Source organism: Microbispora sp. H11081, from assembly GCF_012999535.1.
GTDB lineage: Bacteria > Actinomycetota > Actinomycetes > Streptosporangiales > Streptosporangiaceae > Microbispora.
Window position 1 is genome coordinate 115489 of sequence record NZ_JABBWV010000007.1, and the last position, 21238, is coordinate 136726.

16 protein-coding genes are annotated in these 21238 nt (G+C 71.2%); 8 read left to right on the plus strand and 8 right to left on the minus strand.

Going from position 1 to position 21238, the window contains the following annotated elements; all coding sequences use genetic code 11:
- Positions 1-9: 9 nt before the first annotated feature.
- Complete coding sequence (locus tag HHX31_RS19465; RefSeq protein WP_169949734.1) at positions 10-1515, plus strand: flotillin family protein; 1506 nt, start codon at positions 10-12, stop codon at positions 1513-1515.
- 53 nt (positions 1516-1568) lie between these two features.
- Here HHX31_RS19465 and HHX31_RS19470 read toward each other — a convergent pair whose 3' ends face one another.
- Positions 1569-2423, minus strand: a complete 855-nt coding sequence (locus HHX31_RS19470; RefSeq protein WP_211589978.1) for a helix-turn-helix transcriptional regulator — start codon at positions 2421-2423, stop codon at positions 1569-1571.
- Between the two features lie 134 nt (positions 2424-2557).
- On the opposite strand from HHX31_RS19470, the gene HHX31_RS19475 reads away from it, so the two are divergent.
- Positions 2558-3580: an aldo/keto reductase gene (locus HHX31_RS19475; RefSeq protein ID WP_169949736.1), complete on the plus strand. Its 1023-nt coding sequence runs from the start codon at positions 2558-2560 to the stop codon at positions 3578-3580.
- A 22-nt stretch (positions 3581-3602) separates the two neighbouring features.
- Here the strand turns inward: HHX31_RS19475 and HHX31_RS19480 are convergent, their stop codons facing one another.
- The 7 genes from HHX31_RS19480 to wecB form a co-directional block, all read right to left on the minus strand.
- Positions 3603-5123 (minus strand): MDR family MFS transporter, encoded by a 1521-nt coding sequence (locus HHX31_RS19480; RefSeq protein WP_211589980.1) that lies wholly within the window; start codon positions 5121-5123, stop codon positions 3603-3605.
- A 198-nt stretch (positions 5124-5321) separates the two neighbouring features.
- Positions 5322-6293 carry a DMT family transporter gene (locus HHX31_RS19485; RefSeq protein ID WP_169949737.1) on the minus strand — a complete coding sequence of 324 codons (972 nt, stop codon included), beginning with the start codon at positions 6291-6293 and terminating at the stop codon, positions 5322-5324.
- Between the two features lie 264 nt (positions 6294-6557).
- Positions 6558-7217 carry a response regulator transcription factor gene (locus HHX31_RS19490; protein WP_169949738.1) on the minus strand — a complete coding sequence of 220 codons (660 nt, stop codon included), beginning with the start codon at positions 7215-7217 and terminating at the stop codon, positions 6558-6560.
- The gene (locus HHX31_RS34505) at positions 7205-8497 is read right to left on the minus strand and encodes a sensor histidine kinase (RefSeq protein WP_169949739.1); all 1293 of its coding nucleotides are present in this window, start codon (positions 8495-8497) and stop codon (positions 7205-7207) included. Before HHX31_RS34505 ends, HHX31_RS19490 begins: the two co-directional genes overlap by 13 nt.
- Before the next feature lie 62 nt (positions 8498-8559).
- A complete protein-coding gene (locus tag HHX31_RS19500; protein ID WP_169949740.1) occupies positions 8560-9480 on the minus strand; it encodes a CPBP family intramembrane glutamic endopeptidase in 921 nt (306 codons plus the stop codon).
- Between the two features lie 252 nt (positions 9481-9732).
- Positions 9733-11811, minus strand: coding sequence for a glycosyltransferase (locus HHX31_RS19505; protein WP_169949741.1), 2079 nt, complete (start codon positions 11809-11811; stop codon positions 9733-9735).
- 393 nt (positions 11812-12204) lie between these two features.
- Positions 12205-13338 (minus strand): non-hydrolyzing UDP-N-acetylglucosamine 2-epimerase, encoded by a 1134-nt coding sequence (gene wecB, locus HHX31_RS19510; RefSeq protein ID WP_169949742.1) that lies wholly within the window; start codon positions 13336-13338, stop codon positions 12205-12207.
- Between the two features lie 62 nt (positions 13339-13400).
- Between wecB and HHX31_RS19515 the strand changes: the two genes are divergently transcribed.
- The 6 genes from HHX31_RS19515 (at position 13401) to HHX31_RS19540 (ending at position 21159) form a co-directional block, all read left to right on the plus strand.
- On the plus strand, positions 13401-15068 hold the full coding sequence (locus tag HHX31_RS19515; RefSeq protein WP_169949743.1) for a glycosyltransferase family 4 protein: 1668 nt from the start codon (positions 13401-13403) through the stop codon (positions 15066-15068).
- A gap of 98 nt (positions 15069-15166) precedes the next feature.
- On the plus strand, positions 15167-16429 hold the full coding sequence (locus HHX31_RS19520; protein ID WP_169949744.1) for a nucleotide sugar dehydrogenase: 1263 nt from the start codon (positions 15167-15169) through the stop codon (positions 16427-16429).
- 14 nt (positions 16430-16443) lie between these two features.
- A complete protein-coding gene (locus tag HHX31_RS19525) occupies positions 16444-17532 on the plus strand; it encodes a glycosyltransferase (protein ID WP_169949745.1) in 1089 nt (362 codons plus the stop codon).
- Positions 17533-17663: 131 nt separating this feature from the next.
- Positions 17664-19463 carry a DUF4434 domain-containing protein gene (locus HHX31_RS19530; protein WP_311932070.1) on the plus strand — a complete coding sequence of 600 codons (1800 nt, stop codon included), beginning with the start codon at positions 17664-17666 and terminating at the stop codon, positions 19461-19463.
- Positions 19464-19770: 307 nt separating this feature from the next.
- Positions 19771-20355 carry a hypothetical protein gene (locus HHX31_RS19535; RefSeq protein WP_169949746.1) on the plus strand — a complete coding sequence of 195 codons (585 nt, stop codon included), beginning with the start codon at positions 19771-19773 and terminating at the stop codon, positions 20353-20355.
- 147 nt (positions 20356-20502) lie between these two features.
- Positions 20503-21159, plus strand: coding sequence for an NrtR DNA-binding winged helix domain-containing protein (locus HHX31_RS19540; RefSeq protein ID WP_169949940.1), 657 nt, complete (start codon positions 20503-20505; stop codon positions 21157-21159).
- The last annotated feature ends 79 nt before the right edge of the window (positions 21160-21238 follow it).

Sequence of the window (21238 nt, forward strand, 5' to 3'; positions counted from 1 at the left end):
GAGGCTCCCATGTCCCCGGAGATCCTGGTCGTGGCCGGTGTGGCCGTTGTCGCGATCATCGTGCTCATACTCCTGTTCAAGGCCATCTGGCGGGTGGCCGAGCCGAACGAGGCGCTCATCATCTCGGGCCTCGGCGCCCACACGAGGAACGAACTGGCCGACAGTCTCGGCTTCAAGATCGTCACGGGCAAGGGCACCGCGGTGCTGCCCGGATTCCAGACCGCCCGGCGGCTGCGGCTCGACAGCCGGGCCACGAACCTGCAGGTCAACTGTGTGACGCAGCAGGGCATCCCGGTACAGGTGCGCGGTGTGATCATCTACAAGGTCGGCGACGACTTCTCCAGCATCGCGAACGCCGCCCGGCGCTTCCTCGACCAGCAGGACTCGATGAACGGCGCCATACACGAGCTGTTCACCGGTCACCTGCGCTCGATCATCGGCAACCTGACCGTCGAGGACCTCATCCTCAACCGCGAGCGGCTCACCAGCGAGACCCGCAGCTCCGCGGCCGACGAGATGAGCAAGCTCGGCCTCGTGGTCGACTCCCTGCAGATCCAGGAGATCGAGGACGAGACCGGCTACATCACGAACCTGGGCAAGCCGCACGCCGCGAAGATCGCCGCCTCCGCGCGGATCGCGGAGGCGCAGCGCGACCAGGAGGCCACCGAGGCCGAGCAGATCGCGGCCGCCAAGAAGGCCGCCGCGATCCGCGAGTCGCAGATCCAGCAGGCCGGTTACCAGGCCGAGGTGGACCAGGCGGCGGCCAAGGCCAGGCAGGCCGGCCCGCTGTCTGAGGCCACCGCGCGCCAGGAGGTCGTGGTCCAGGAGACCAGGGCCGCGGAGCTGGAGGCCCAGCTCGCCGAGCAGCGGCTCCAGTCGCAGGTGCGCAAGCCCGCCGACGCCAAGGCGTACGAGACCGTCACGCTGTCCCAGGCCGAGCGCGACGCGCGCATCGCCCAGGCCGAGGCGGAGGCCAGGGAGACCGAGCTGCGCGCCGCCGCGCAGGCGTCCCAGGTCAAGCAGGCCGCCGCGGCCGACGCCGAGTCGGTGCGGCTGCGCGGTGAGGCGTCCGCGGCGGCGACCAGGGCGACCGGTCTCGGTGAGGCCGAGGCGGCCAAGGCGCGCGGTTTCGCGGAGGCCGAGGCGGCCAAGGCGAAGGGTCTCGCGGAGGCCGAGGCGGCCAGGGCCAAGGGTCTCGCGGAGGCCGAGGCCATCCGGGCCCGCTCCGAGGCGCTGAGCGAGAACCAGGAGGCCGTCATCGCCCAGCAGCTCGCCGAGAACTGGCCGCAGATCGTGGAGGCCGGCTCCAAGGCGTTCGGCAACGTCGACCACATGGTGGTTCTCAACGGCGCTCAGGGCATCGAGGAGATGCTGGCCAAGGCGCTGACGCTGGGCGGCACCGGGCTCGGCCTGGCCCGCTCCCTGCTGTCCGGCGGCGCCGCCCAGAGCGCCGTCCCCGCCGGCGTCAACGGCGCCGAGCCCCCGGCGAAGAACGCCGTCGACACCACGTCCTGACACCCGGCCGGCGTCCGTTCCCGTCACCCCGGCGGGGACGGACGTCTCGTGCCTCAGCCGCTGATCAGGTTCTGGAGGCCGACCACGCGCAGCAGCTCCAGCCGCTCGTGGGACTCGCTGCCCGGGCGGGCGGTGTAGACGACCAGCCGCTGGTCGTGCTCCGGGCTCAGCATCACCTCGCAGTCCAGCTCCAGCAGGCCGACGACCGGGTGCTGGAAGCGCTTGACGTCGACGCGGCGTACGGCGACGTCGTGGGCGTTCCACAGCGCGGAGAACTCCTCGCTGCGGGCGCGGAGCCTGCGTACGAGCTCTGCCAGCCGGGCGTCGTCGGGGCGGCGGGCGGATGCGGCGCGCAGATCCGCCACCGCCGTGCGGGCGGCGTGGTCACGTTCGCCGGCGGGGAAGAGCTCCCGCGCGGACGGGTCGGTGAAGTAGCGCCAGATGAGGTTCCGCTCCGCCTCGGGGCGGGCGGACACGTCACCGTGAAGTGCTCTGTCCATCGAGTTCTGCGCGAGGACGTCGCCGCGGTCGTTCACCACCTGGGCGGGGGTGTCGATCAGCCGGTCGAGGATGAGCAGCAGGCCGGGCCTGACGTGCTCCGTGGCCGGCCGGTCCCGCGGCGGCTCCTCGCCGGCCAGGTGGAAGAGGTGGTCACGTTCGTCGCCGGTCAGCCGCAGCGCGCGGGCGACGGCGGCGAGCATCTGGCGGGACGGGTGCGAGCCCCTGGCCTGTTCGAGCCGCGTGTAGTGGTCGGTGGACATGCCCGCCAGTTGCGCGACCTCCTCGCGGCGCAGCCCCGGGGTGCGCCGCCGCGCGCCGTGCGACAGCCCCACGTCGGCGGGGGTGACCCGGGCACGGCAGTGACGCAGGAAGTCGGCCAGTTCGGTTCTGTCCACACCCTTCACCATGCCTCTCACCATGCCCCCGCAACGCCGGACGTCGCCAGGGACGGCCTGTCCCCGGATAAGGGCGTCTCTCCCGCTCACGCCCGCGCCGCCGGAGGCTGGAGCCGATCGTTCGACGAAGGAAGGCATGGTTTCGCATGCAGTACCGCACGCTCGGCCGCACCGGTATCAAGGTCAGCCCCTATGGGCTCGGCGCGCTGATGTTCGCCACGTCCATCGGCAACCCCGATCCCGGCGACTCGGCCCGCATCATCCACAAAGCGCTGGACGCGGGGATCAACCTCATCGACACCGCCGACGCCTACGGTGACTCGGAGGAGATCGTCGGCAGGGCGCTCAAGGGACGGCGGGACAACGTCGTGCTCGCGACCAAGGTGAGCCGCCCGGTCGGTGACGATCCCAATCAGCAGGGCGCCTCGCGGCGCTGGATCATGACCGCCGTGGAGAACTCGCTGCGCCGCCTGCGAACCGACCACATCGACCTCTACCAGATCCACCGGCCGGACCCCGACACGGACATCGAGGAGACGCTCTCCGCGCTCTCGGACCTGATCCACAGCGGGAAGGTCCGCGCGATCGGGACGTCCGCCATGCCGGCGTCCGACATCGTCGAGGCCCAGTGGGTCGCCGAGCGGCGCGGGCTGGAGCGGTTCCGCACCGAGCAGCCGCCATACTCGCTGCTCAACCGCGGCATCGAACGCGAGATGCTGCCGGCCGCGCAGCGCTACGGAATGGGCACGCTCGTCTGGGGTCCGCTCGGGCAGGGAATGCTCACCGGACAGGTTCGCAAGGGGCGGCGGAACGAACTCCGCCGCGCCGGCTTCCTCAAGCACGTCAACGACGAGCACCGGATCGAGGCCGTCGAGCGGTTCGTCTCGCTCGCCCAGGAGGCGGGTCTGCCGCTGACCCACCTCGCCATGGCCTTCGCCATCGCTCATCCCGGCGTGACCAGCGCCATCCTCGGGCCGCGCACGATGAGCCACCTCGACGACCTGCTCGCGGGCGTCGACGTCGCGCTGTCCGACGACATCCTCGACCGGATCGACGCGATCGTCCCGCCCGGCACCGACGTCGGCGTGCTCGACCAGGCGTACGTGCCGCCGGCTCTCCAGGGGACGAGCCCGCGCCGCCGCCCCCTTGGCGAACGCTCGGCCGCCTGACGTCCCGGCTGGGAGCGCCCGGTCAGTCGAACGACAACTCGGTCGTACGGCGGGGCATGAGCAGCAGGACGCCGACGCTCAGCACGGCCACGACGACGAGCGCAAGGAAGACGTGGTGGACGGCGTCGTACAACGCGCCCCGCACGAAGGTCGCGGCGGCCGAGTCGGCCTGCGGCGCGCCCTGCGCCTTGAGCACCAGGCTCGTGGCGTCGAGGCTGTCCGGCAGCCGTCCCGCGACGTCGGCGGGCGGGTGGGCGAAGCGGTCCGACAACGTCGCGTTGGCGATGGCGCCGAGCACCGCGGCCCCGACCGTGCTGCCGATCGAGCGGAAGAACATGTTGGTCGCGGTCACCACGCCGCGGCGCTCCCAGCCGACGACCGACTGCACCGCGACCAGCGTGGGGCTGGCCGACAGCCCGAGGCCGACGCCGACGACGAAGCAGGCGGCGGCGACCTGCCAGATCATCGCGTGCGGCCCGAGCAGCGTGGTCAGCACGGAGCCGGCGACGACCACGACCATGCCGATCAGCGCGGTGTCGCGGAAGCCGATGCGCATGTAGAAACGGCCGGAGAACGTCGCCGCGAGCGGCCAGCCGACGGTGAGCGCGGCCAGGGCGAACCCCGCCACCAGCGCGCCGGTCCCCAGCACGCCCTGCGCGTACGTCGGGACGAACGAGGTGAGCCCGATCGTGAGGGCGCCGATGCCGAGCGAGGTCAGGTTGCCGCCGGTCAGCGTGCGGCGGCGGAAGACCCACAGCGGCAGCACCGGCTCGGCCGCGCGGCGCTCCACGAGCACGAAGGTGACGATCATGAGCAGTCCCGCCGCGAAGATCAGCAGGCTGGGCGCCGAGTTCCAGTCCCAGGCGACGCCGCCCTCCAGCAGGCCGAGGATGAGCAGCGAGGAGCCGCCGGTGAGGAGGGCCGCGCCCGCGTAGTCGATGCGGTGGGAGCCCCGCTTCACCCGCTCCTTGAAGCGCCTGGCCAGCATCCAGGCGGCCACCGCGCCGAGCGGCAGGTTGATGAAGAAGATCCAGCGCCAGGAGACGTACTCGGAGAACAGGCCGCCGACCGTCGGGCCGACGACGGACGACATGCCCCACACGCTGGCGAGGTAGCCCTGCACGCGGGCCCGCTCCTCGACCGTGTACAGGTCGCCGACCATCGTCATGCTGATCGGCTGCACCGCGCCGGCCCCGATGCCCTGGATCGCCCGGAAGGCGATCAGCGCGGGCATGCTCCAGGCGATCCCGCACAGCACGGACCCGAGCAGGAACGCCCCGATGCCGAAGAAGATCACCGGTTTGCGCCCGAACACGTCGGCGAGCTTGCCGTAGATCGGGACGGTCACGGCCTGGGTGAGCAGGTAGATCGAGAACAGCCAGGGGAACTGGGAGAACCCGCCGAGGTCGCTGACGACGGACGGCACCGCGGTGGCGATGATCGTGCTGTCCAGCGCCACAAGAGAGGTGCAGAGCATGATGGCGGCGAGCACGGGACCGCGCTCCGACCGTAAGCCGATGCCCTTGGAAGTCGTCGTGGTCACGTAGGAGGCTCCCCTCGGCGTGCGTGCGCGTACACGGGACCGGACCCGGCCGACGGGCAAGATCCCGGAAGGGTCCAACTAGTTGAACCCTTCCGACATTCCGCAATTAGCCGCACATATGACACATTCGAGGGCGAAGGCCGCGCGAGCGCTCGTCCCGTACGGCGTCTCCACGGTGGAGACGGGGCCTCAGCGTGGTCACGGAGCCGAGCTCGCTGAGGCCATGTGCCGGCGGCCGGCACCCGCGGTGTCCCGGATGCGGTGGCGTCCGGTGTGCGCGACCCGGCGGGGCAGCGCCACGACGACCAGTCCCAGGGCGAGCAGCACGAGGCCGGCCCACGAGACGGGGGACAGGTGCTCGTGCAGCGCCACGACGCCGAGCAGCGCTGCGACGGCCGGCTCGGCCAGCGTGAGCGTGGCCGCCGTGGCGACCGGGGTCGTGCGCAGGCCCCGGCCGTACAGGAGATAGGCCAGTCCCGTCGTGGCGCAGCCGAGGTAGAGCGCGGTCAGCAGGCCGCCCGGGTGCGCGAGCCAGGCAGGCCCGGTCAGCGCGAGGACCGGCAGCATGAGCACGGCCGCGCCGCCGAAGAGCACGCCCATGACGATCCCCGACTCCATGCCCCCGCCGATGGCCCGGGCCGCCACGACCGCGTAGAAGGCGTACATGAGACCGGCGAGGAGGGCGAGCGCGATGCCCGCCGCGTCCGCGCCGTCCGCTCCCCCGGACCCGTCGGTGACCAGTACGGCGCAGCCGGCGACGGCGGCGGCCGTGGCGAGTGCCCAGCGCCCGCTCGGCCGCTCGCGGCCGATGACCCACGACAGGAACCCGGTGAAGACCGGCCCGCTGCCCATGGCCACCACCGTGCCGATCGCCACGCCGGTCCTGCCGACCGCCGCGAAGTAGCACAGCTGGTAGCCCGCGACGGCGACGACTGCGGGCGCCAGCGGCCAGCGTGTCGCGGCCCCGGCCACCGGAACGCTCCCCCGACCCGTACGGCGGGCCCTGCGCTGCGTGACCAGCGCCAGCACGCCCAGCAGTGTCCCCCCGAGCACGAGGCGGGCCGCGGCCAGCGAGACGGAGCCGGCGGTGGCGAGCGTGCCCACGGTTCCCGCGGTCCCCCACAGGACGGCCGCCCCGACGAGCGCGAGCGGGCCGGATCTGGATCTCATGGGGCGTGCCTTTCGATGTCGTCGTGGTCATGTGAGAGGCCCCCTGCGCGTCCGGCACGCGCGCACACGGGACCCGCCCGCTCGTGGGCGGGAAGTCCCGTTACAGGGCAACCAGAAATTCCGCGTCGTCGCACGGCAGGATCACGCGCTGCCGGTCTCGGCAGGCGGCGAGGTATGGCGGGGTGCGGCGTGGCGAGGCGCGGCGAGGTATGGCGGGGTGCGGCGAGGCGCGGCGAGGTGCGACGGGGTGTGGCGGGTACGGCGTCAGCCGCGGCGCTGGGTCTCCTCCAGGTAGCGCAGGACGGCGGTGACCCTCCGGTCCGCGCGGTCGGTGGGCGCCAGGTCGAGCTTGGCGAAGATGCTGCGGATGTGCTTGTGCACCGCGCCCTCGCTGACGAAAAGCCGCTCGGAGATGGCGGCGTTGCCCAGGCCCTCGGCCATGAGGGCGAGCACGTCGCGTTCCCTTGCGGTCAGCCGCTCGAGCCCGCTGTCGGAGCGGGTGCGCGTCAGCAACTGCGCGACGACCTCGGGGTCGATGGCCGTGCCTCCGGCGGCCACCCGGTGCAGGGCGTCGAGGAACTGGCCGACGCGGCCGACCCTCTCCTTGAGCAGATATCCGAGCCGGTCGGTTCCCGCGGCGAGCAGTTCGGTGGCGAACGCCTGCTCCACGTAGGCCGACAGCACGAGCACCGCGAGGCCGGGCTGACGGCGCCTCGCCTCCACGGCCGCGGCGATGCCCTCGGTGGTGTGGGTCGGCGGCATCCGCACGTCGACGATGGCCACGTCGGGCCGGTGGACGTCGACGGCCTGCAGGAAGGCGTCCGGTGAGCCGGTCGTGGCCACCACGTCGAGGGACTCCGCCCGCAGCAGCAGCGCGACCCCCTCACGCAGCAGCGGGTCGTCCTCGGCTATCACAATCCGCACGGCAACTCCACGTCGAGGATGGTGGGCCCACCGGGTGGGCTGGACAGGGTGAGCCGCCCGTCGTGCGCCTCGATCCGGCTGCGCATGCCGGTGAGCCCGGAGCCGTGCCGTTCGTCCGCGCCGCCGACGCCGTCGTCCTCGACGCGCAGGGACAACAGGCCGCCCGCACGGCGTACGGTCACCGTGGCGTGCCGGGCCCCGCTGTGCCTGGAGATGTTGGTCAGCGCCTCGGCGACCACGAAGTAGGCGGTGGCCTCGATCGATACGGCGCACCTGCCGGACGCGTCGATGTCGACCCGGCAGGGCACCGCGCAGTTCGCCGCGAGCCCGGAGAGCGCGTCGGTGAGCCCACGGTCGCTCAGCACCGGCGGCAGGATGCTGCGCACGACCGTGCGCAACTCGGCCAGCGCCTGCTCGGCGGTCTCCTGGGCGCGTTCGAGCATCTCCTCCGCGCCCGGCCGGTTCTGCGCCAGCGCTCGGTGCGCCGCGCCGAGCAGCACGGTGACCGCGACCAGCCGGTTCTGCGCCCCGTCGTGCAGCGACCGCTCGATCCTGCGCAACTCCGCGGCGTGGGCGTCCAGCGCCGCCGCGCGGGTGGCCGACAACTGCGCGACGCGCAGGGACAGGTCCATGTCCGCGGTGGGCGTCAGGAGCCGGCGCCCCGGCCACGCCTGCGCCCACGCCATCCCCGGTCCGAGCAGCAGGAAGCAGACGGCCAGCCCCACGCCGAAGAGCGCGACGGCCAGGACGCCCCCGGGGGCGCGCACGTCCCAGAACACCAGGCCGGGAGTGACATCGTCCGGGGGCAGCATCCGCCACCACAGGGGGTAGGTGACGTCCTGCACGGAGTTCGCCACCATCGTAAGCCCGGACAGGCTGAGGAACAGGCCCAGCGTGCTGTGCACGAGGAGCCAGCCCACCTCCCGCCGTACGGCCCGGTCGGCGAGCGCGGCGCGTACGCCGTCCGGCGCCGGCCCCAGCCGGACGATCTCCGGCCCCCAGCGGGACAACCGGTCACGCTCCCGTTCGGCGACGGACCGCACGACGCGCGGCACGGTGGGCGCCAGGAGCAGGCCCACCCCGATCAGGCAGGTGAGTGCGACCAGGACGAGCCACAGCAGACCGGCGAACGCAAGCAGCGCGGTGGCGAGACCGCTGACGAGGTGTTCGACGGCGTCGAGGAGGCGACGGGCGTGTGCGGTGAGACCCCTCCGCGCGTTGCCGGCCGGGGCGCGCCGGATGTCCGTACGGGCGTCTTCGCGGGTCTCCGGCGGCTCCATCACGCACCCCCTCGGGCAAGTGATCTTAGGGTCTTCGGCGGCGTGGTGGTTCAGCGTGGGGTTCAGCGCTGGGGGGCGAGCGCGGGCGCGGGCTCCTCGGCGGGGCGGTAACCGAGACGGCCGCGGGTCGCGATGAGCAGCACGATCGCCGCCGTGGTGGCCGCCAGCAGGACGACACGGCTGGCCTGCTCGGCGGTGCTGATCGACGGGAACATCTCCGAGTAGACCATCGACATGAAGTTGTTGGCGCTCACGTGCAGCAGCATGACCAGCGGCAGGCTCTGGCCGGTCCGGTTGAAGAGCCAGGTGACGACCACGCTGAAGGCGCAGCAGAAGACGACGAACTCGCCGACTCGCATGACGGTGACGTCCGGCCACCCGCCCCACTCGCTCATGAACAGCGGCAGGTGCCAGATGCTCCACATCATGCCGAGGATGGCGGTGCCGCCCAGCGGGCCGAACCGGCGCTGCATGCGGGGCAGGGCGAAGTCACGCCAGCCGGGCTCCTCGGCGAGACCGGTGGTGACCATCTGGATCAGCAGTCCGGGCACGTAGGCGGCCAGGATGACGAGGGACGGCATGCGGGCGGGTTCGTCGGAGAGCGCCGCCGAGGCGGCGATGATGGAGACGGGCACCGCGAAGATGGCCACGACGTACCAGACCCAGTTGACCCGCCACTTGGTCATCCCCCGGAGCCACCGGCGGACGCCCTCCTTGCCGTCCGCGACCCTGGTCACGATGTACGCGGAGAAGATGGGGCCGAGATAGGCGCCGGGCAGCATCCCGGTGATCTGCCCGGGCTCGGGGAACGTGAAGTCCCAGACTCCGAGGCCGGTCGACGAGAGGATGAAGGGCGTCCACGCGACCCAGCTCATGAGGTTGGCCAGGACGAAGAAGCTGATCAGGGGATAGCGGCTGATAAGGCCCCGAAGCCCGCTCCGGCCCGTGTGGCGCTCGGGCGCCGGCCGGCTGTCGACTGTCATTTCACTGTCTCCTGCGAGGAACGCTTGACTGACAGTGATCAGCACACCAGTCGTAGGCCCTCCAGGTCGTTCCCGCGTACGCCCCAAATCGAGGTATAGCCAGGGGTACCAAGGGCGAGAACGACCAGGTCGGAGCGTCGTCGGGCCGGAGACGACCGCCGGGGACCGCGACAGGCCGGAGGCTGCGGGGCCGGAGACGACCGCCGGGGACGACCGCCGGGGACGATGACGGGCCCCGGCGGTCCGTCCCGCTCAGATGAGCACGTGCGGCTCAGGATTGCCGGCGAAGCAGAACTGCGCGTTGCGGGTCAGCTTGTAGTCCGCCGCCTGCCAGGTGTGGGCGGTGGCGTCCGAGCCGCGCATGTAGATGAAGTTGTACCGGTCGGCCGAGTAGATCCGGACGCCCTCCTCCTTGCAGCGCCGTACGAGCCGGGTGTCCTCGCCCGCGTTGACCGCCTCGAACGGGAGCGCCCGCAGCAGGTCGGCCTTGGCCAGGATCGTCGCCCCCTGGATGAGGTGGGCGTAGCGGTGCTCCAGCCCGGGCAGGCGGAAGATCGTGACGTCCTGGTCGGGGAAGTACGTGTAGTGCGCGCCCTTGCCGACCATCTCGGCGTCGGCGTAGTCGAAGGAGCGGACCAGGTCGGACAGGTAGTGCTCGCCGTAGATGTTGTCGTCGTCCATCTTGGAGATCAGCTCGCCCTCGGCGTGGGCGATGCCGTGGTTGAGCACCTCGCCGAGCGTCCAGGACGGGTCGGCGGTCAGCACCTTCACGGCCGGGATGCCCGCCGCGAGCGCCTTGTCGCGCACGACCGCCGGGTCCTCCGACAGGCCGTGCATGACCAGCACCAGTTCCAGGTCGCGGTGCCGCTGCCGCGCCACCTGGCTGATGGCGTGTTCGAGCTGCCCGGCCCGGTTGGTCGGCAACACCACGGAGATCGACCGCGTACGGGACCTGACCGGCAGGCCGAGGTCGGAGAGGATCTGGTCGACCCGGTGGGAGAACAGGTGCTTGTCGAACACCTCGCGCATCGCCAGGTGACCCTGGCGGGACCGCAGCTCCGGGCTGTTGATCAGGTAGATGGCCCGGTTGTAGGCCTCCTCCTGGGAGTGCGCCACCGGGATGAGCGGGCCGAACGTCTCCTCGATGGCCCGCGACCACCCCGACAGCACCGTGGTCGCGCAGGCCGACAGCTCGAAGACCCGGCGCGCGCACATGGTCGGCGAGTCGATCACCGAGTTGACGTTGAGGAAGACCTTGTACATCTTGTACGCGGCCAGCATCTGCTCGTACGGCAGTTCGCCGGCGATGTGCGGGCGGTACTCCTCCGGCCAGGCGTACTTGTCGGCCACCGAGCCGTTCCTGGCGAAGATGTGCAGGCCGAGCGGGCGTACGGGCGCGAGGATCGTCTCCATCTGCTCACGCCGCTCGGGGTGCTTGTCGCGGAAGTACATCCCCGCGAAGACGATGTCGTACGGCCGGCCCTGCTTGGTCTGGATCGGGTTGTGGATCCGGGGCTGGGCGGCGAACTGCAGCACACCCACCCGGTCATGACCCAGAACCTCGCGATAGTTCGGGATCATGTCGCCGTCGCACGTGTACACGTAGTCGAACAGCTTGGCCGTCTCGATGAAGAAGTCGAAGTTGGGCGGGTCCTCCTTGTTCCAGAAGACCGTGGGGATGCCCTCGTCCCTGCACCAGGCGATCAGGTCGCGCAGCTCCTGCTTGGGCGCGTTCGTCCCGGTCATCTGGTAGCGCCAGCGGCCCTGGTTGCCGTGCCAGGCCGACTCGCAGAACAGCATCTCCGGCCGCTTCTCGGCGAAGATCTCCCGCCAGTCCTGCAGCCCGAACTCGATCTGGTCCCACTCGTACTTGAACGCCATGCGGGAGAAGTCGTCGAGGATCACCGCGACGGGCATGTCCGGCCGTACGACCGGGCCGTCGGGCCACTTGAGACCCGGGATCTTGACCTCGGGGCCGCGCGCCTCCGCGGCGGCGGCGACCTCGATCGCGGAGGGCGGCGCCTTCGGGGCCTTCTTGCCGTCCTTCATCGCCTTGCTGAGGTCTCGGGGCAGCCGGACGATCTTCTTGGGCTTCGCCGCGTTCGTCAGCACCTGCGCGACCCGGTAGGGCTTCTGGGTCTGGGTGGCCTGCAGCCTCCACAGCGCGTAGTCGGCACGGGCCTCCTGGTAGGCGAGCCGGTTCTCCAGGTCGCGGATGCGCTGCTCGTACTGTTCGACGTGCTTGCGCTCCTCGGGCAGCCAGTTCACCGGCCCCAGCCGCTGGAAACGCGGGCCGTCCGAAGCCTCAGGAGTCTCGTCGGTCTCAGCCATGTTTCGCCCCCTTGAGGACCATGAGAGTGAGGAGCTTGACAGAGGCCCAATGGTAGGGCCGATACCCACACCTTTGTGTCCCTTTGTCCACAACCCCCCCCAACCCCCCGCCGTGATCTTGTAGTTTGTCGCAGGCGTGGTGCCTCACCTGGGCGTCCGCGCTCCGTGATCATGCAGTAGTACCGCGTACGACGTCCCTGGCCTGCGGTTTCACACTCCGTGATCATGCAGTCCACACTGCAAGATCACGAAATGCGTCCTGGCTGGTCGGTGGGGCCGCGCATCGATTCCGTGCATGATCACGAAAGGTTCAAGCGCAGGTCGGCGGCACACGTGCGACTAACTGCAAGATCACGACGGGTCGAAGTGCAGGTCGGACGGCATGCGTGCGACTTACTCCAAGATCACGCGGGATTGGGCGGCGGGGGAGAGGTTGTCGCCGCGGAGCCAGGCTTCGATGACACGGGCGATCCTCGGCCCGGCCGCGCCGTCCCACAGGGGCGGCAGTTCCCCGCTCGGCGTGGCGGCCCCGTCCGCCAGCGCCTTGGACGCCGCGGCGGGCAGCGAGGCGGGCGTGACGAGCCGGTTGGTGCCGTGGGTCACGGTGACCGGCCGCTCGGTGTTGGGCCGGACGGTCAGGCAGGGGACGCCCAGCATGGTCGTCTCCTCCTGTACGCCACCCGAGTCCGTCACCACGAGGGCGGCGCCCCTGACCAGCGACAGGAAGTCCACATAACCGAGCGGGTCCACGATCTTCAGATTCGGCCGGTCCACGAGCCCGGCCTCCGCGAGCCGCTGTCGGCCGCGCGGGTGGAGCGGTACGACGACTGGCACCTGCTCGGCCACCCCGAGCACGGCGTCGACCAGTTCGCGGGCCGCCTCAGGGTCGTCGACGTTGGCCGGGCGGTGCAGCGTGGCGACCGCGTACGCGCCCTCGATCCCGAGGCGTTCCCGTACGGGCGCCGGGTCGAGCTTCGGCAGCGCCGCGAACAGGCTGTCGATCATGGGGTTGCCGACGAGGTGCACCTTGGCCGGGTTCACGCCCTCGTTGGCGAGGTGGGAGAGCGCCTCGGGCGAGGTGGCGAACAGCAGGTCGGACAGCGCGTCGGTCACGACCCGGTTGACCTCTTCTGGCATCTCGCGGTCGAAGGAGCGCAGGCCCGCCTCCACGTGCGCGGTCGGCACGTGCAGCTTGGCGCAGACGAGGATCGCCGCGAGGGTGGAGTTCACGTCGCCGTAGACGACGACGAGCGCGGGGCGGTGTTCGAGCACGACGTCTTCCAGCCCCGTGAGCAGGGCGGCCGTCTGCCGGGCGTGGGTGCCGCTGCCGACGCCGAGGTTCGCGACGGGCTCGGGCAGGCCGAGGTCGGCGAAGAACACGTCCGACATCAGCGCGTCGTAGTGCTGGCCTGTGTGGATGATGCCCTGCCGGATGCCGAGCTCGGCCAACCCCCTGACGACCGGGGCCGCCTTGACGAAGTTGGGCCGGGCGCCCAGCACATGCAGGACGAGGGGGTTGTCTCTCATCTACCTCGCCTTTCGCCCTTTCTCGGACCTGGGACAAACGTTGCCTATGGTACGGTCGCGCCGTGGAATCCGAGGCCAACAAGCCCGTAAAGGCCGTGTCCGCCGCGTCCGCGAAGGCCGGCCTCGGCGGCTTCCTCCGGGGGTTCGCGAGGAACCCGGTCCTCGTCTCCCGGATCGTCGTGAGCAAGGTCAAGTCTGACCCCATGCGGGTGGCCCAGGCCGCCGCCGACGCGATACCGCCCGGCGTGCGTCCGGTCGTCGGCCGCGTGGCCTGGCCCGCGGCCCGGTTCGTGAAGGTCAGGACCCGCAAGATCCTGCAGCGCGCGGCCAAGGGCCCGCTGCGGGACGCCAAGGCCCACTTCGACGCCGGCCGGCTCACCGAGGCGGCCCAGGTGCTGGAGGCGCAGGCCCGGTGGCCGTTCGTGCGCCGCAGGATGGCCTATTACGAGGGTGAGAAGGCCGCGCTCGGGCCGAACCCGATCCCGCCCAAGGCCAAGATCATCATGGGTGAGCGGGTGCCCGGCCGGGTGCTGCACATGGTCACCAACGCCCTGCCGTACACGCAGGCGGGTTACACCGTGCGCACCCACCGCATCGTCACGGCGCAGCAGGCGGCGGGGCTCGACCCGCACGTCGTGACGAGCTGGGGCTGGCCCATGCTCCAGGGGCACACCGACGCGGAGCCGTACGAGGAGATCGACGGGATTCCCTACTACCGGCTGCTGCCGAAGGACGAGGTGCCCTTCGAGAGCCGGGGGCGGATGATCCGCGGCGCCGCGGACGTGTCGGAGCTCGTCAGGACGCTGCGCCCGCAGGTCCTGCACGCGGCGACCGACCACCGCAACGGCTCGGTCGCGCTCGCGGTGCGCGAGCGGACGAACACGCCCTTCGTGTACGAGGTGCGCGGCTTCCTCGAGGAGACCTGGGTCTCCCGGGATCCCGCCCGGGTCGGCAGCGAGCGGCACAGGCTGCAGCGTGAGCGCGAGGCGCAGATCATGCGCGAGGCCGACGCGGTCGTCACGCTCGCGGAGACGATGGCGGCCGAGATCGTCGAGCGCGGGGTGCCGAGGGAGCGTATCTTCCTCGCGCCCAACGCCGTGGACGACTCCCTGCTGACGGCCGACTACGACGGCGAGGCGTTCCGCGAGCGGTTCGGCATCGGCAGGGACGAGATCGTCGTGGGCTCGGTGTCGAGCATCGTCGGCTACGAGGGCTTCGCCACGCTGCTGAGCGCCGCCGCGCTGCTGCGCGACGCGGGGACCCCGGTGAAGGTCCTGCTCGTCGGTGACGGGGCGGAACGGCCCGCGCTGCTCGAACAGGTCGAACGGCTCGGCCTGAAGGACGCGATCCTGCCCGGACGGGTGGGCCCGGACGAGGCGTTGCAGGCGCAGGCGGCCATCGACATCTTCGTCTGCCCGCGTGAGGACCTGCGGGTCTGCCGCCTCGTCACGCCGCTGAAGCCGGTGGAGGCGATGGCGCTGGGCAAGCCGGTCGTGCTGAGCGACCTGCCCGCGCTCGCGGAACTCGTCGGCGGCGAGGGGGCCGGTCTGCTGGTGCCGCCGGGAGACCCGGCCGAACTGGCGAAGGCGCTGGCCGCGCTGCGCGAGGATCCGGAGCGCCGCCGGGCCATGGGTGAGGCGGGCAGGGCCGAGGTCGCGGCGCACCGGACGTGGAGCAGCCTGGCCCGCACCTACCAAGGGATCTACCAGTCGTTGACCGAAACTCGATAAACAGCAGAATGTCGGATGTGATGCATCAGGCATGCTTGGTGCCGAGTTGAGATAACCTTTGCCACCATGAAGTGTTGTTTCCGCCATCAGGCCACATCGTGACAGCCTTCGATCTGACGATCATCGGGCTGGGGTACGTGGGCATGCCGCTGGCCAAGGAGGCCACGGCGGCGGGCCTGCGGGTGGCCGGCCTGGACGTCGACCCCCGCAAGGTCGACGCGCTCAACACCGGCCGCTCCTACATCGACGACCTGACCGACGCCGACCTCGACAGGATGCTCTCCAGCGGCTTCACGGCCACGCTGGACGCGTCCGTGCTGTCGCGGTCGCGCGCGATCGTCATCTGCGTCCCGACGCCGCTGGACGAGGACCACCGTCCCGACCTCTCGGCCGTCGAGGGCGCCGCCAGGACCGTCGCCCGCTACCTCCAGGCGGGCACGCTCGTCGTGCTGGAGTCCACCACGTGGCCCGGCACCACCGACGAGCTCGTACGGCCGATCCTGGAGCAGTCGGGGCTGACGGCGGGCAAGGACTTCCACCTGGCGTTCTCGCCCGAGCGGATCGACCCGGGCAACCCGAAGTTCGGCCTGCGCAACACTCCCAAGGTCGTCGGCGGCTACACCCCCGCGTGCAAGGAGCGGGCCGCCTCCTTCTACGCCCAGTTCGTCGAGCGGGTCGTGCCGGTCAGCGGCACCCGCGAGGCCGAGATGGCCAAGCTGCTGGAGAACACCTACCGGCATGTGAACATCGCCCTCGTCAACGAGATGGCGATCTTCTGCGACGAGCTCGGCGTGAACCTGTGGGAGGCCATCGAGGCGGCCTCGACCAAGCCGTTCGGCTTCCAGAAGTTCCTGCCGGGCCCCGGAGTCGGCGGGCACTGCATCCCCGTCGACCCGTCGTACCTGTCGTACACGGTGCGCAAGCTCGGCTACCCGTTCCGGTTCGTCGAGCTGGCCCAGGAGATCAACGAGCGGATGCCGTCGTACGTGGTGGCCCGCGTGCAGCGGCTGCTCAACCGGGCGCGCAAGCCGGTGAACGGCTCCCGCGTGCTGCTCCTCGGCGTGACGTACAAGCCGGACATCGCGGACGAGCGGGAGACGCCGGCGATACCCGTCGCCGAGGCCCTGCTCGAGCTGGGCGCCGAGCTGTCGTTCTGCGACCCGTACGTCAAGGAGTGGTCGGTCGAGGGCAGGGCGATCCCCCGCGGGGAGGACCTGGCCGAGGCCGTGGCCGCCGCCGACGTGGTGGTCCTGCTCCAACAGCATTCGATCTTCGACCTGGACGTGGTGGAGGAGAGAGCCTCTCTCGTGCTGGACACTCGCGGCGTGCTGGCCACGAGCGAACGCGTCGAGCGGTTGTAGGAAGGGTCCCGCGCGTGCACGTGCTCGTCATGACGGTGGTGCATCACCCCGAGGACGCCCGGATCCTGCACCGGCAGATCCGCGCGCTCGTCGACGCCGGTCATGAGGTCACGTACGCCGCGCCGTACACGGCCCGCGGGGTCGTGCCGCGTTCTTTCGTGACGGGCGTCGACCTGCCCAGGGCGGCCGAGCGGCGCCGCCTGTCGGCGGTGCGGGCCGCCCGAAAGCTCTTCAAGAGCATGCGCGGCAGGGTCGATCTGGCCCTCATCCACGACCCCGAGTTGCTGTTCGCGGTCGCCGGAGTGCGCCGGAGGCCGCCGGTCGTCTGGGACGTCCACGAGGACACCCCCGCGACGCTGTCGCTCAAACCGTGGCTGCCGGCGTTCCTGCGCCCGCCGACCCGGTTCCTCGCCCGGCTGCTCGAAACCACCGCGGAGCGCAGGCTGCACCTGCTGCTGGCCGAGACGGCGTACGCGGGCCGGTTCAAGCAGCAGCACCTCGTGGTGCCGAACGAGACATGGGTGCCCGACACGGTCAGCCGGCCCGGGGACGACCGCATCGTCTATCTCGGCTGGCTGTCGGAGGCCAGGGGCGTCAAGGAGGCCGTCGAGGTGGCCCGCCTGCTCCAGCCGCAGCGCGTCGCCGTCGAGCTGATCGGCTACGCCGACCCGCAGAGCCGCCCCCTGCTGAACGAGGCCGTCGCACAGGGCCTGCTGGAGTGGCGCGACTTCATGCCGAACGACGAGGCGCTCAAGCGGCTCGACGGCGCGCTCGCCGGGCTCTCGCTGCTGCGCGACGAGCCCAACTACCGCCACTCGATGCCCACCAAGATCATCGAATACATGGCGCACGGCATCCCGGTCATCACCACCCCGTCGCCGCGGGCCGTCGAGCTCGTCGAGCGCTACCGGTGCGGGCTTGTCGTGCCCTGGGAGGACCCCCAGGCGGTGGCGCGGGCGGTGCTCCAGCTCAGGGACAACCCCTTCGAACGGCATGGGACGGGCGGCCGCGGCTACGCCGCCGCGCGGGCGCATCACCACTGGCCCAACTCCGCACGCCGGTTCGTCGCGCAACTCGAAGCCTGGGCGGGCGTCAAGAGCTGAACGCGCGGTGAACACCGCTCCTGGCGGCGACCGCGGAGTGCGACATCCGGGTAGGCTGGGGGAGCAGCAAGATCATTTGAACGACGGGCGGTAGTGTCCTGAAAGTACGCTGGCTCACTCTGATCCTCGGTGTGGCGATTCTCGCCGGTGTCGCATCAGTGGTGATCGTCTTCCGTGACGGGAGCACCGGGTCCGGCACCGCCAGCGCCGGACAGACCGCCCCCGCGAGCCCCATGATCGGGTCGCCCGCGCACAGCGAGTTCACCGACCCCTGCGGGACGTTCGGAACCACGGCGACGACGCCGTACGCCGTGGCCGGCTACTGGCTCATCCCGACCTCCGATCCCTGCACCTGGCGTCACCAGTTGGAGGCCATCCACCGGCTCGGCGGGGACACGGTCGTACGCCTCGGGTTCGGCCTGTCGCCGCGCGAGACCGACGACGCGGGCCAGGTCCTCGAGGCGTCGGCCCCCGAGGGGAAGGATCCCAAGCCCGACGGCAGGTACGCCCGCTGCACGGAGGACGGGCTCACCTGCCCGCAGGCGGCCGACAGGGATCTCAAGGCCGCCAACCCCGAAAACGAGATCACCGGGACGTACGTCTACCGCACGGACGAGCGGTTCGGCCCCGGCATCCTCCGCTGCCCCCAGATGGAGCGCGAGATCGTCGTGGGGGACGCCGTCTTCTTCCGGCTCGTCGTGCCCGACGACGGCTCGGACGACCCCACCTGCGACTTCGCCCGCGAGGGGCGCGGCTACCACCTGATCCTCATCTCGGCGGGCGTCAAGGACAGCCTCACGGAACTGCTCGACCTCGGCGACCGGTTCGGCATCAAGGTCTTCCCCGCACTGCCGCTCGCGCCGCGCGACCCCGAGGAGTCCACCCGGGCCGACCCCCGGCACATCGGCACGCTCACCACCCTGACCCGGCGGGTCCTCCAGGACTACGGCGACCGCTTCAAGGGCCGCGACTCGCTGGGCGGCGTCTACCAGCCGTTCGAACTGCAACTGCGGGACTGGCCCGACCCGAGCAAGGTCCAGACGCTCCAGGTGTACGCCGAGCAGCACCTGATCGTCGAGCAGGTGCTGCCGGACAAGCCGATCATGGTGAGCCCGTACATCGACAGCCGCAGGCGGGTGAAGTACACCTCCACGCCCAGCCAGGTGGCCCAGGGTTTCAAGGCCCTGGCGCGCACCGGCGTGGAGATCATCGCGCCGCAGGACGGCCGGGGCACGGGCAAGGTCGGCCTGTTCTGGCCCAACTGGAAGAACAAGCCGGTTGACGACGAGCTCAAGCCGGTCGTCGGCGAGAGCACGTACGCCACGGCCTACTACGGCAGCACCAGGGACTACTACCGGGCGATGTCGCTGGCCAGGCAGGAGCTGGTCCAGGAGGGCGTCCAGGTCGAGCTGTGGGCCAACGTGGAGGCGTTCGAGCCGTCCACCTCGACCGAGACGTGCGGCCGGCAGGGCACCCGCGGGCGTACGGACAAGCCCAGGCTCGACACCCAGGTGACGCTCGCCGCGCCGTACGTCTCGAAGATCATCTCGTACATGTGGAGCGACTTCTTCACCTGCGGCTCGCCGTCGCTGGCGGAGGAGATCGCGGCCGACTGGGACCGGCCGATCCCCGTCGAGGCGCAGCGGCGGGCGCGGCAGATCCAGGACGGCCTGGAGATCCGCGGCTACCATCTCGGCTCGGCCAAGGTCACGCTGAGCTGGCCGGACCTGGACACCCCCAGGGTCGTCGACTCGGCCACGGTCGGCTGGCACGACCCCACGCCGATCCCGGGGCTCCCGGCGGGCACGGAGCAGATCTGGATCCCGGTCGACTGGGACACCGTCCCGAAGGACGTGTGGATACGGGTGGAGGTCACCTCCGCCGACGGCAGGAAGTCCGCCGAGCCCGTCTACTACCGCAACTCCGGCTGACCGGTCATCCCGCCGGCCATGGCCGGGCGTGACGCCTGAACCGGACGCGTGGGCCGGACGCGTGGGCCGACGCGACGGCACCGGGTGGTGCGTTCCCCGCCCATGCCCGCGCCCGGCAATGTCCGCGCAAGGAACGGACAATGTCCCGGCGGGCCGTCCGCGCGGCCGATCCCGCCCGCTGATCTCCTGCTGCCTGCGCCGCCCGGCGGATCTTGCCGCACGGGCCGGAGCGACCCCAGGCCGGCTCACGCCGGCTTCGAGATGCCCCTCGCATCAGGGCATCGGACGATCGACAAGGAGACCGCCCATGAACCGACTCCGTCACCTGCCCGCCGGTCTCGCGGCGGGCGCGCTGGTGGCCGCGACGGTCCTGGCCGCCCCCGCGGCCACCGCCGCACAGGCCCCGAGCGAGCGTGCGACCGTCGTCACGGCGCTCGGCTACGACAGCACGGGCTGGACGTACCGCCAGGTGCCCGCCACGACCCAGGTGCCGGGCTTCGCAGGGCGGGGATTCGACGACAGCGCCTGGCCGACCGGACAGGCGGGCTTCGGCACCACGAACGGCACCTGCTCGTGGAACAACAAGACCAGCGTCAAGACGCCGTGGGCGGTCAACACGGATCTCCTGGTCCGGCACTGGGTGCACCTGCCGCGTGACGCGCAGCAGGTGCGCATCCAGGGCACGGTGGACAACGACGCGGAGGTCTACTTCAACGGAGACCTGCTGCAGACCGTCAAGAGCGGCAAGTGCGCCGCCGGGGCGATCGACGTCGTCGTGCCCGTGGCCGACCTGGACTGCTGCAACCTGCTGGCCGTCCGCGCCCACGACGCCGGCGTGGCGACCTACCTGAACCTCCGGGTGACCTACGTCAAGCCCACGCAGGCGCTCTGACGCTCCCGGCGGCACGTCGCCCGGCGCCCGACCGCGCCGGCCCGGGCGACGTCAGGGGAGAGACACCCCATGACCTCGGGCCAGGGCCGCTGCGTACGGCCCGAGGTGAGGCTCGAGGTGCGGCCCGCGTCCTGTAGCGTGCTGGGCATGATCCCGCGTATTCCCGTCAGCGTGGATCTCGTCGTGCTCACCGTCAGGTCCCAGCAGCTCAGCGCCCTCGTCTGGCGCAGGGACAGGCCGCCGTGCGAAGGCCGGTGGGCGCTTTCCGGCGGTTTCATCAAGCTCGAAGAGGACCTGCCCGCCGCGGCGGCCCGCGTGCTGGCGGAACGGGCCGGCCTGCCGGGCGCGCCGGTCCACCTGGAGCAGCTCCAGACCTACGGCTACCCCGACCGCGATCCGCGCCAGCGGGTCGTCAGCGTGGCCTATCTGGGCCTCGCCCCCGACCTGCCCGCCTCCACCGAGGCCCACATGAGCTGGCAGCCGGTGGCGGAGCTGACCGAGATGGCCTTCGACCACCGAAGGATCATGCTCGACGGCGTGGAGCGGGCCAGGGGCAAGCTCGAATACACCTCGCTCGGCGCCGCGTTCTGCCCGTCCGAGTTCACCGTCGCCGAGTTGCGCCGTGTCTACGAGATCGTCTGGGGACGACCCCTCGATCCGCGCAACTTCCACCGGAAGGTCACCAAGACGGAGGGCTTCCTGATGCCCACCGGGCGCACCACGACCCGGGACGGCGGAAGGCCCGCCATGCTCTACCGCCGCGGCCCCGCCGTGCTGCTGCACCCGCCCATGCTCCGCACCTGACGGCGTGCGCCCGGGGGCGGAACGCGAGAAAGTGCCCGTTTCGGGAGGTCGGCGCAGAAGTCGCAACTCTCAGGAATCT

Coding starts and splice junctions, on each gene's coding strand:
- HHX31_RS34505 (WP_169949739.1), bottom strand. CDS start 8,497: ATGGAGCCGCCGGAGACCCGCGAAGACGCCCGTACGGACATCCGGCGC.
- HHX31_RS19465 (WP_169949734.1), top strand. CDS start 10: ATGTCCCCGGAGATCCTGGTCGTGGCCGGTGTGGCCGTTGTCGCGATC.
- HHX31_RS19485 (WP_169949737.1), bottom strand. CDS start 6,293: ATGAGATCCAGATCCGGCCCGCTCGCGCTCGTCGGGGCGGCCGTCCTG.
- HHX31_RS19500 (WP_169949740.1), bottom strand. CDS start 9,480: ATGACAGTCGACAGCCGGCCGGCGCCCGAGCGCCACACGGGCCGGAGC.
- HHX31_RS19505 (WP_169949741.1), bottom strand. CDS start 11,811: ATGGCTGAGACCGACGAGACTCCTGAGGCTTCGGACGGCCCGCGTTTC.
- HHX31_RS19475 (WP_169949736.1), top strand. CDS start 2,558: ATGCAGTACCGCACGCTCGGCCGCACCGGTATCAAGGTCAGCCCCTAT.
- HHX31_RS19535 (WP_169949746.1), top strand. CDS start 19,771: ATGAACCGACTCCGTCACCTGCCCGCCGGTCTCGCGGCGGGCGCGCTG.
- wecB (WP_169949742.1), bottom strand. CDS start 13,338: ATGAGAGACAACCCCCTCGTCCTGCATGTGCTGGGCGCCCGGCCCAAC.
- HHX31_RS19540 (WP_169949940.1), top strand. CDS start 20,503: ATGATCCCGCGTATTCCCGTCAGCGTGGATCTCGTCGTGCTCACCGTC.
- HHX31_RS19470 (WP_211589978.1), bottom strand. CDS start 2,423: ATGGTGAAGGGTGTGGACAGAACCGAACTGGCCGACTTCCTGCGTCAC.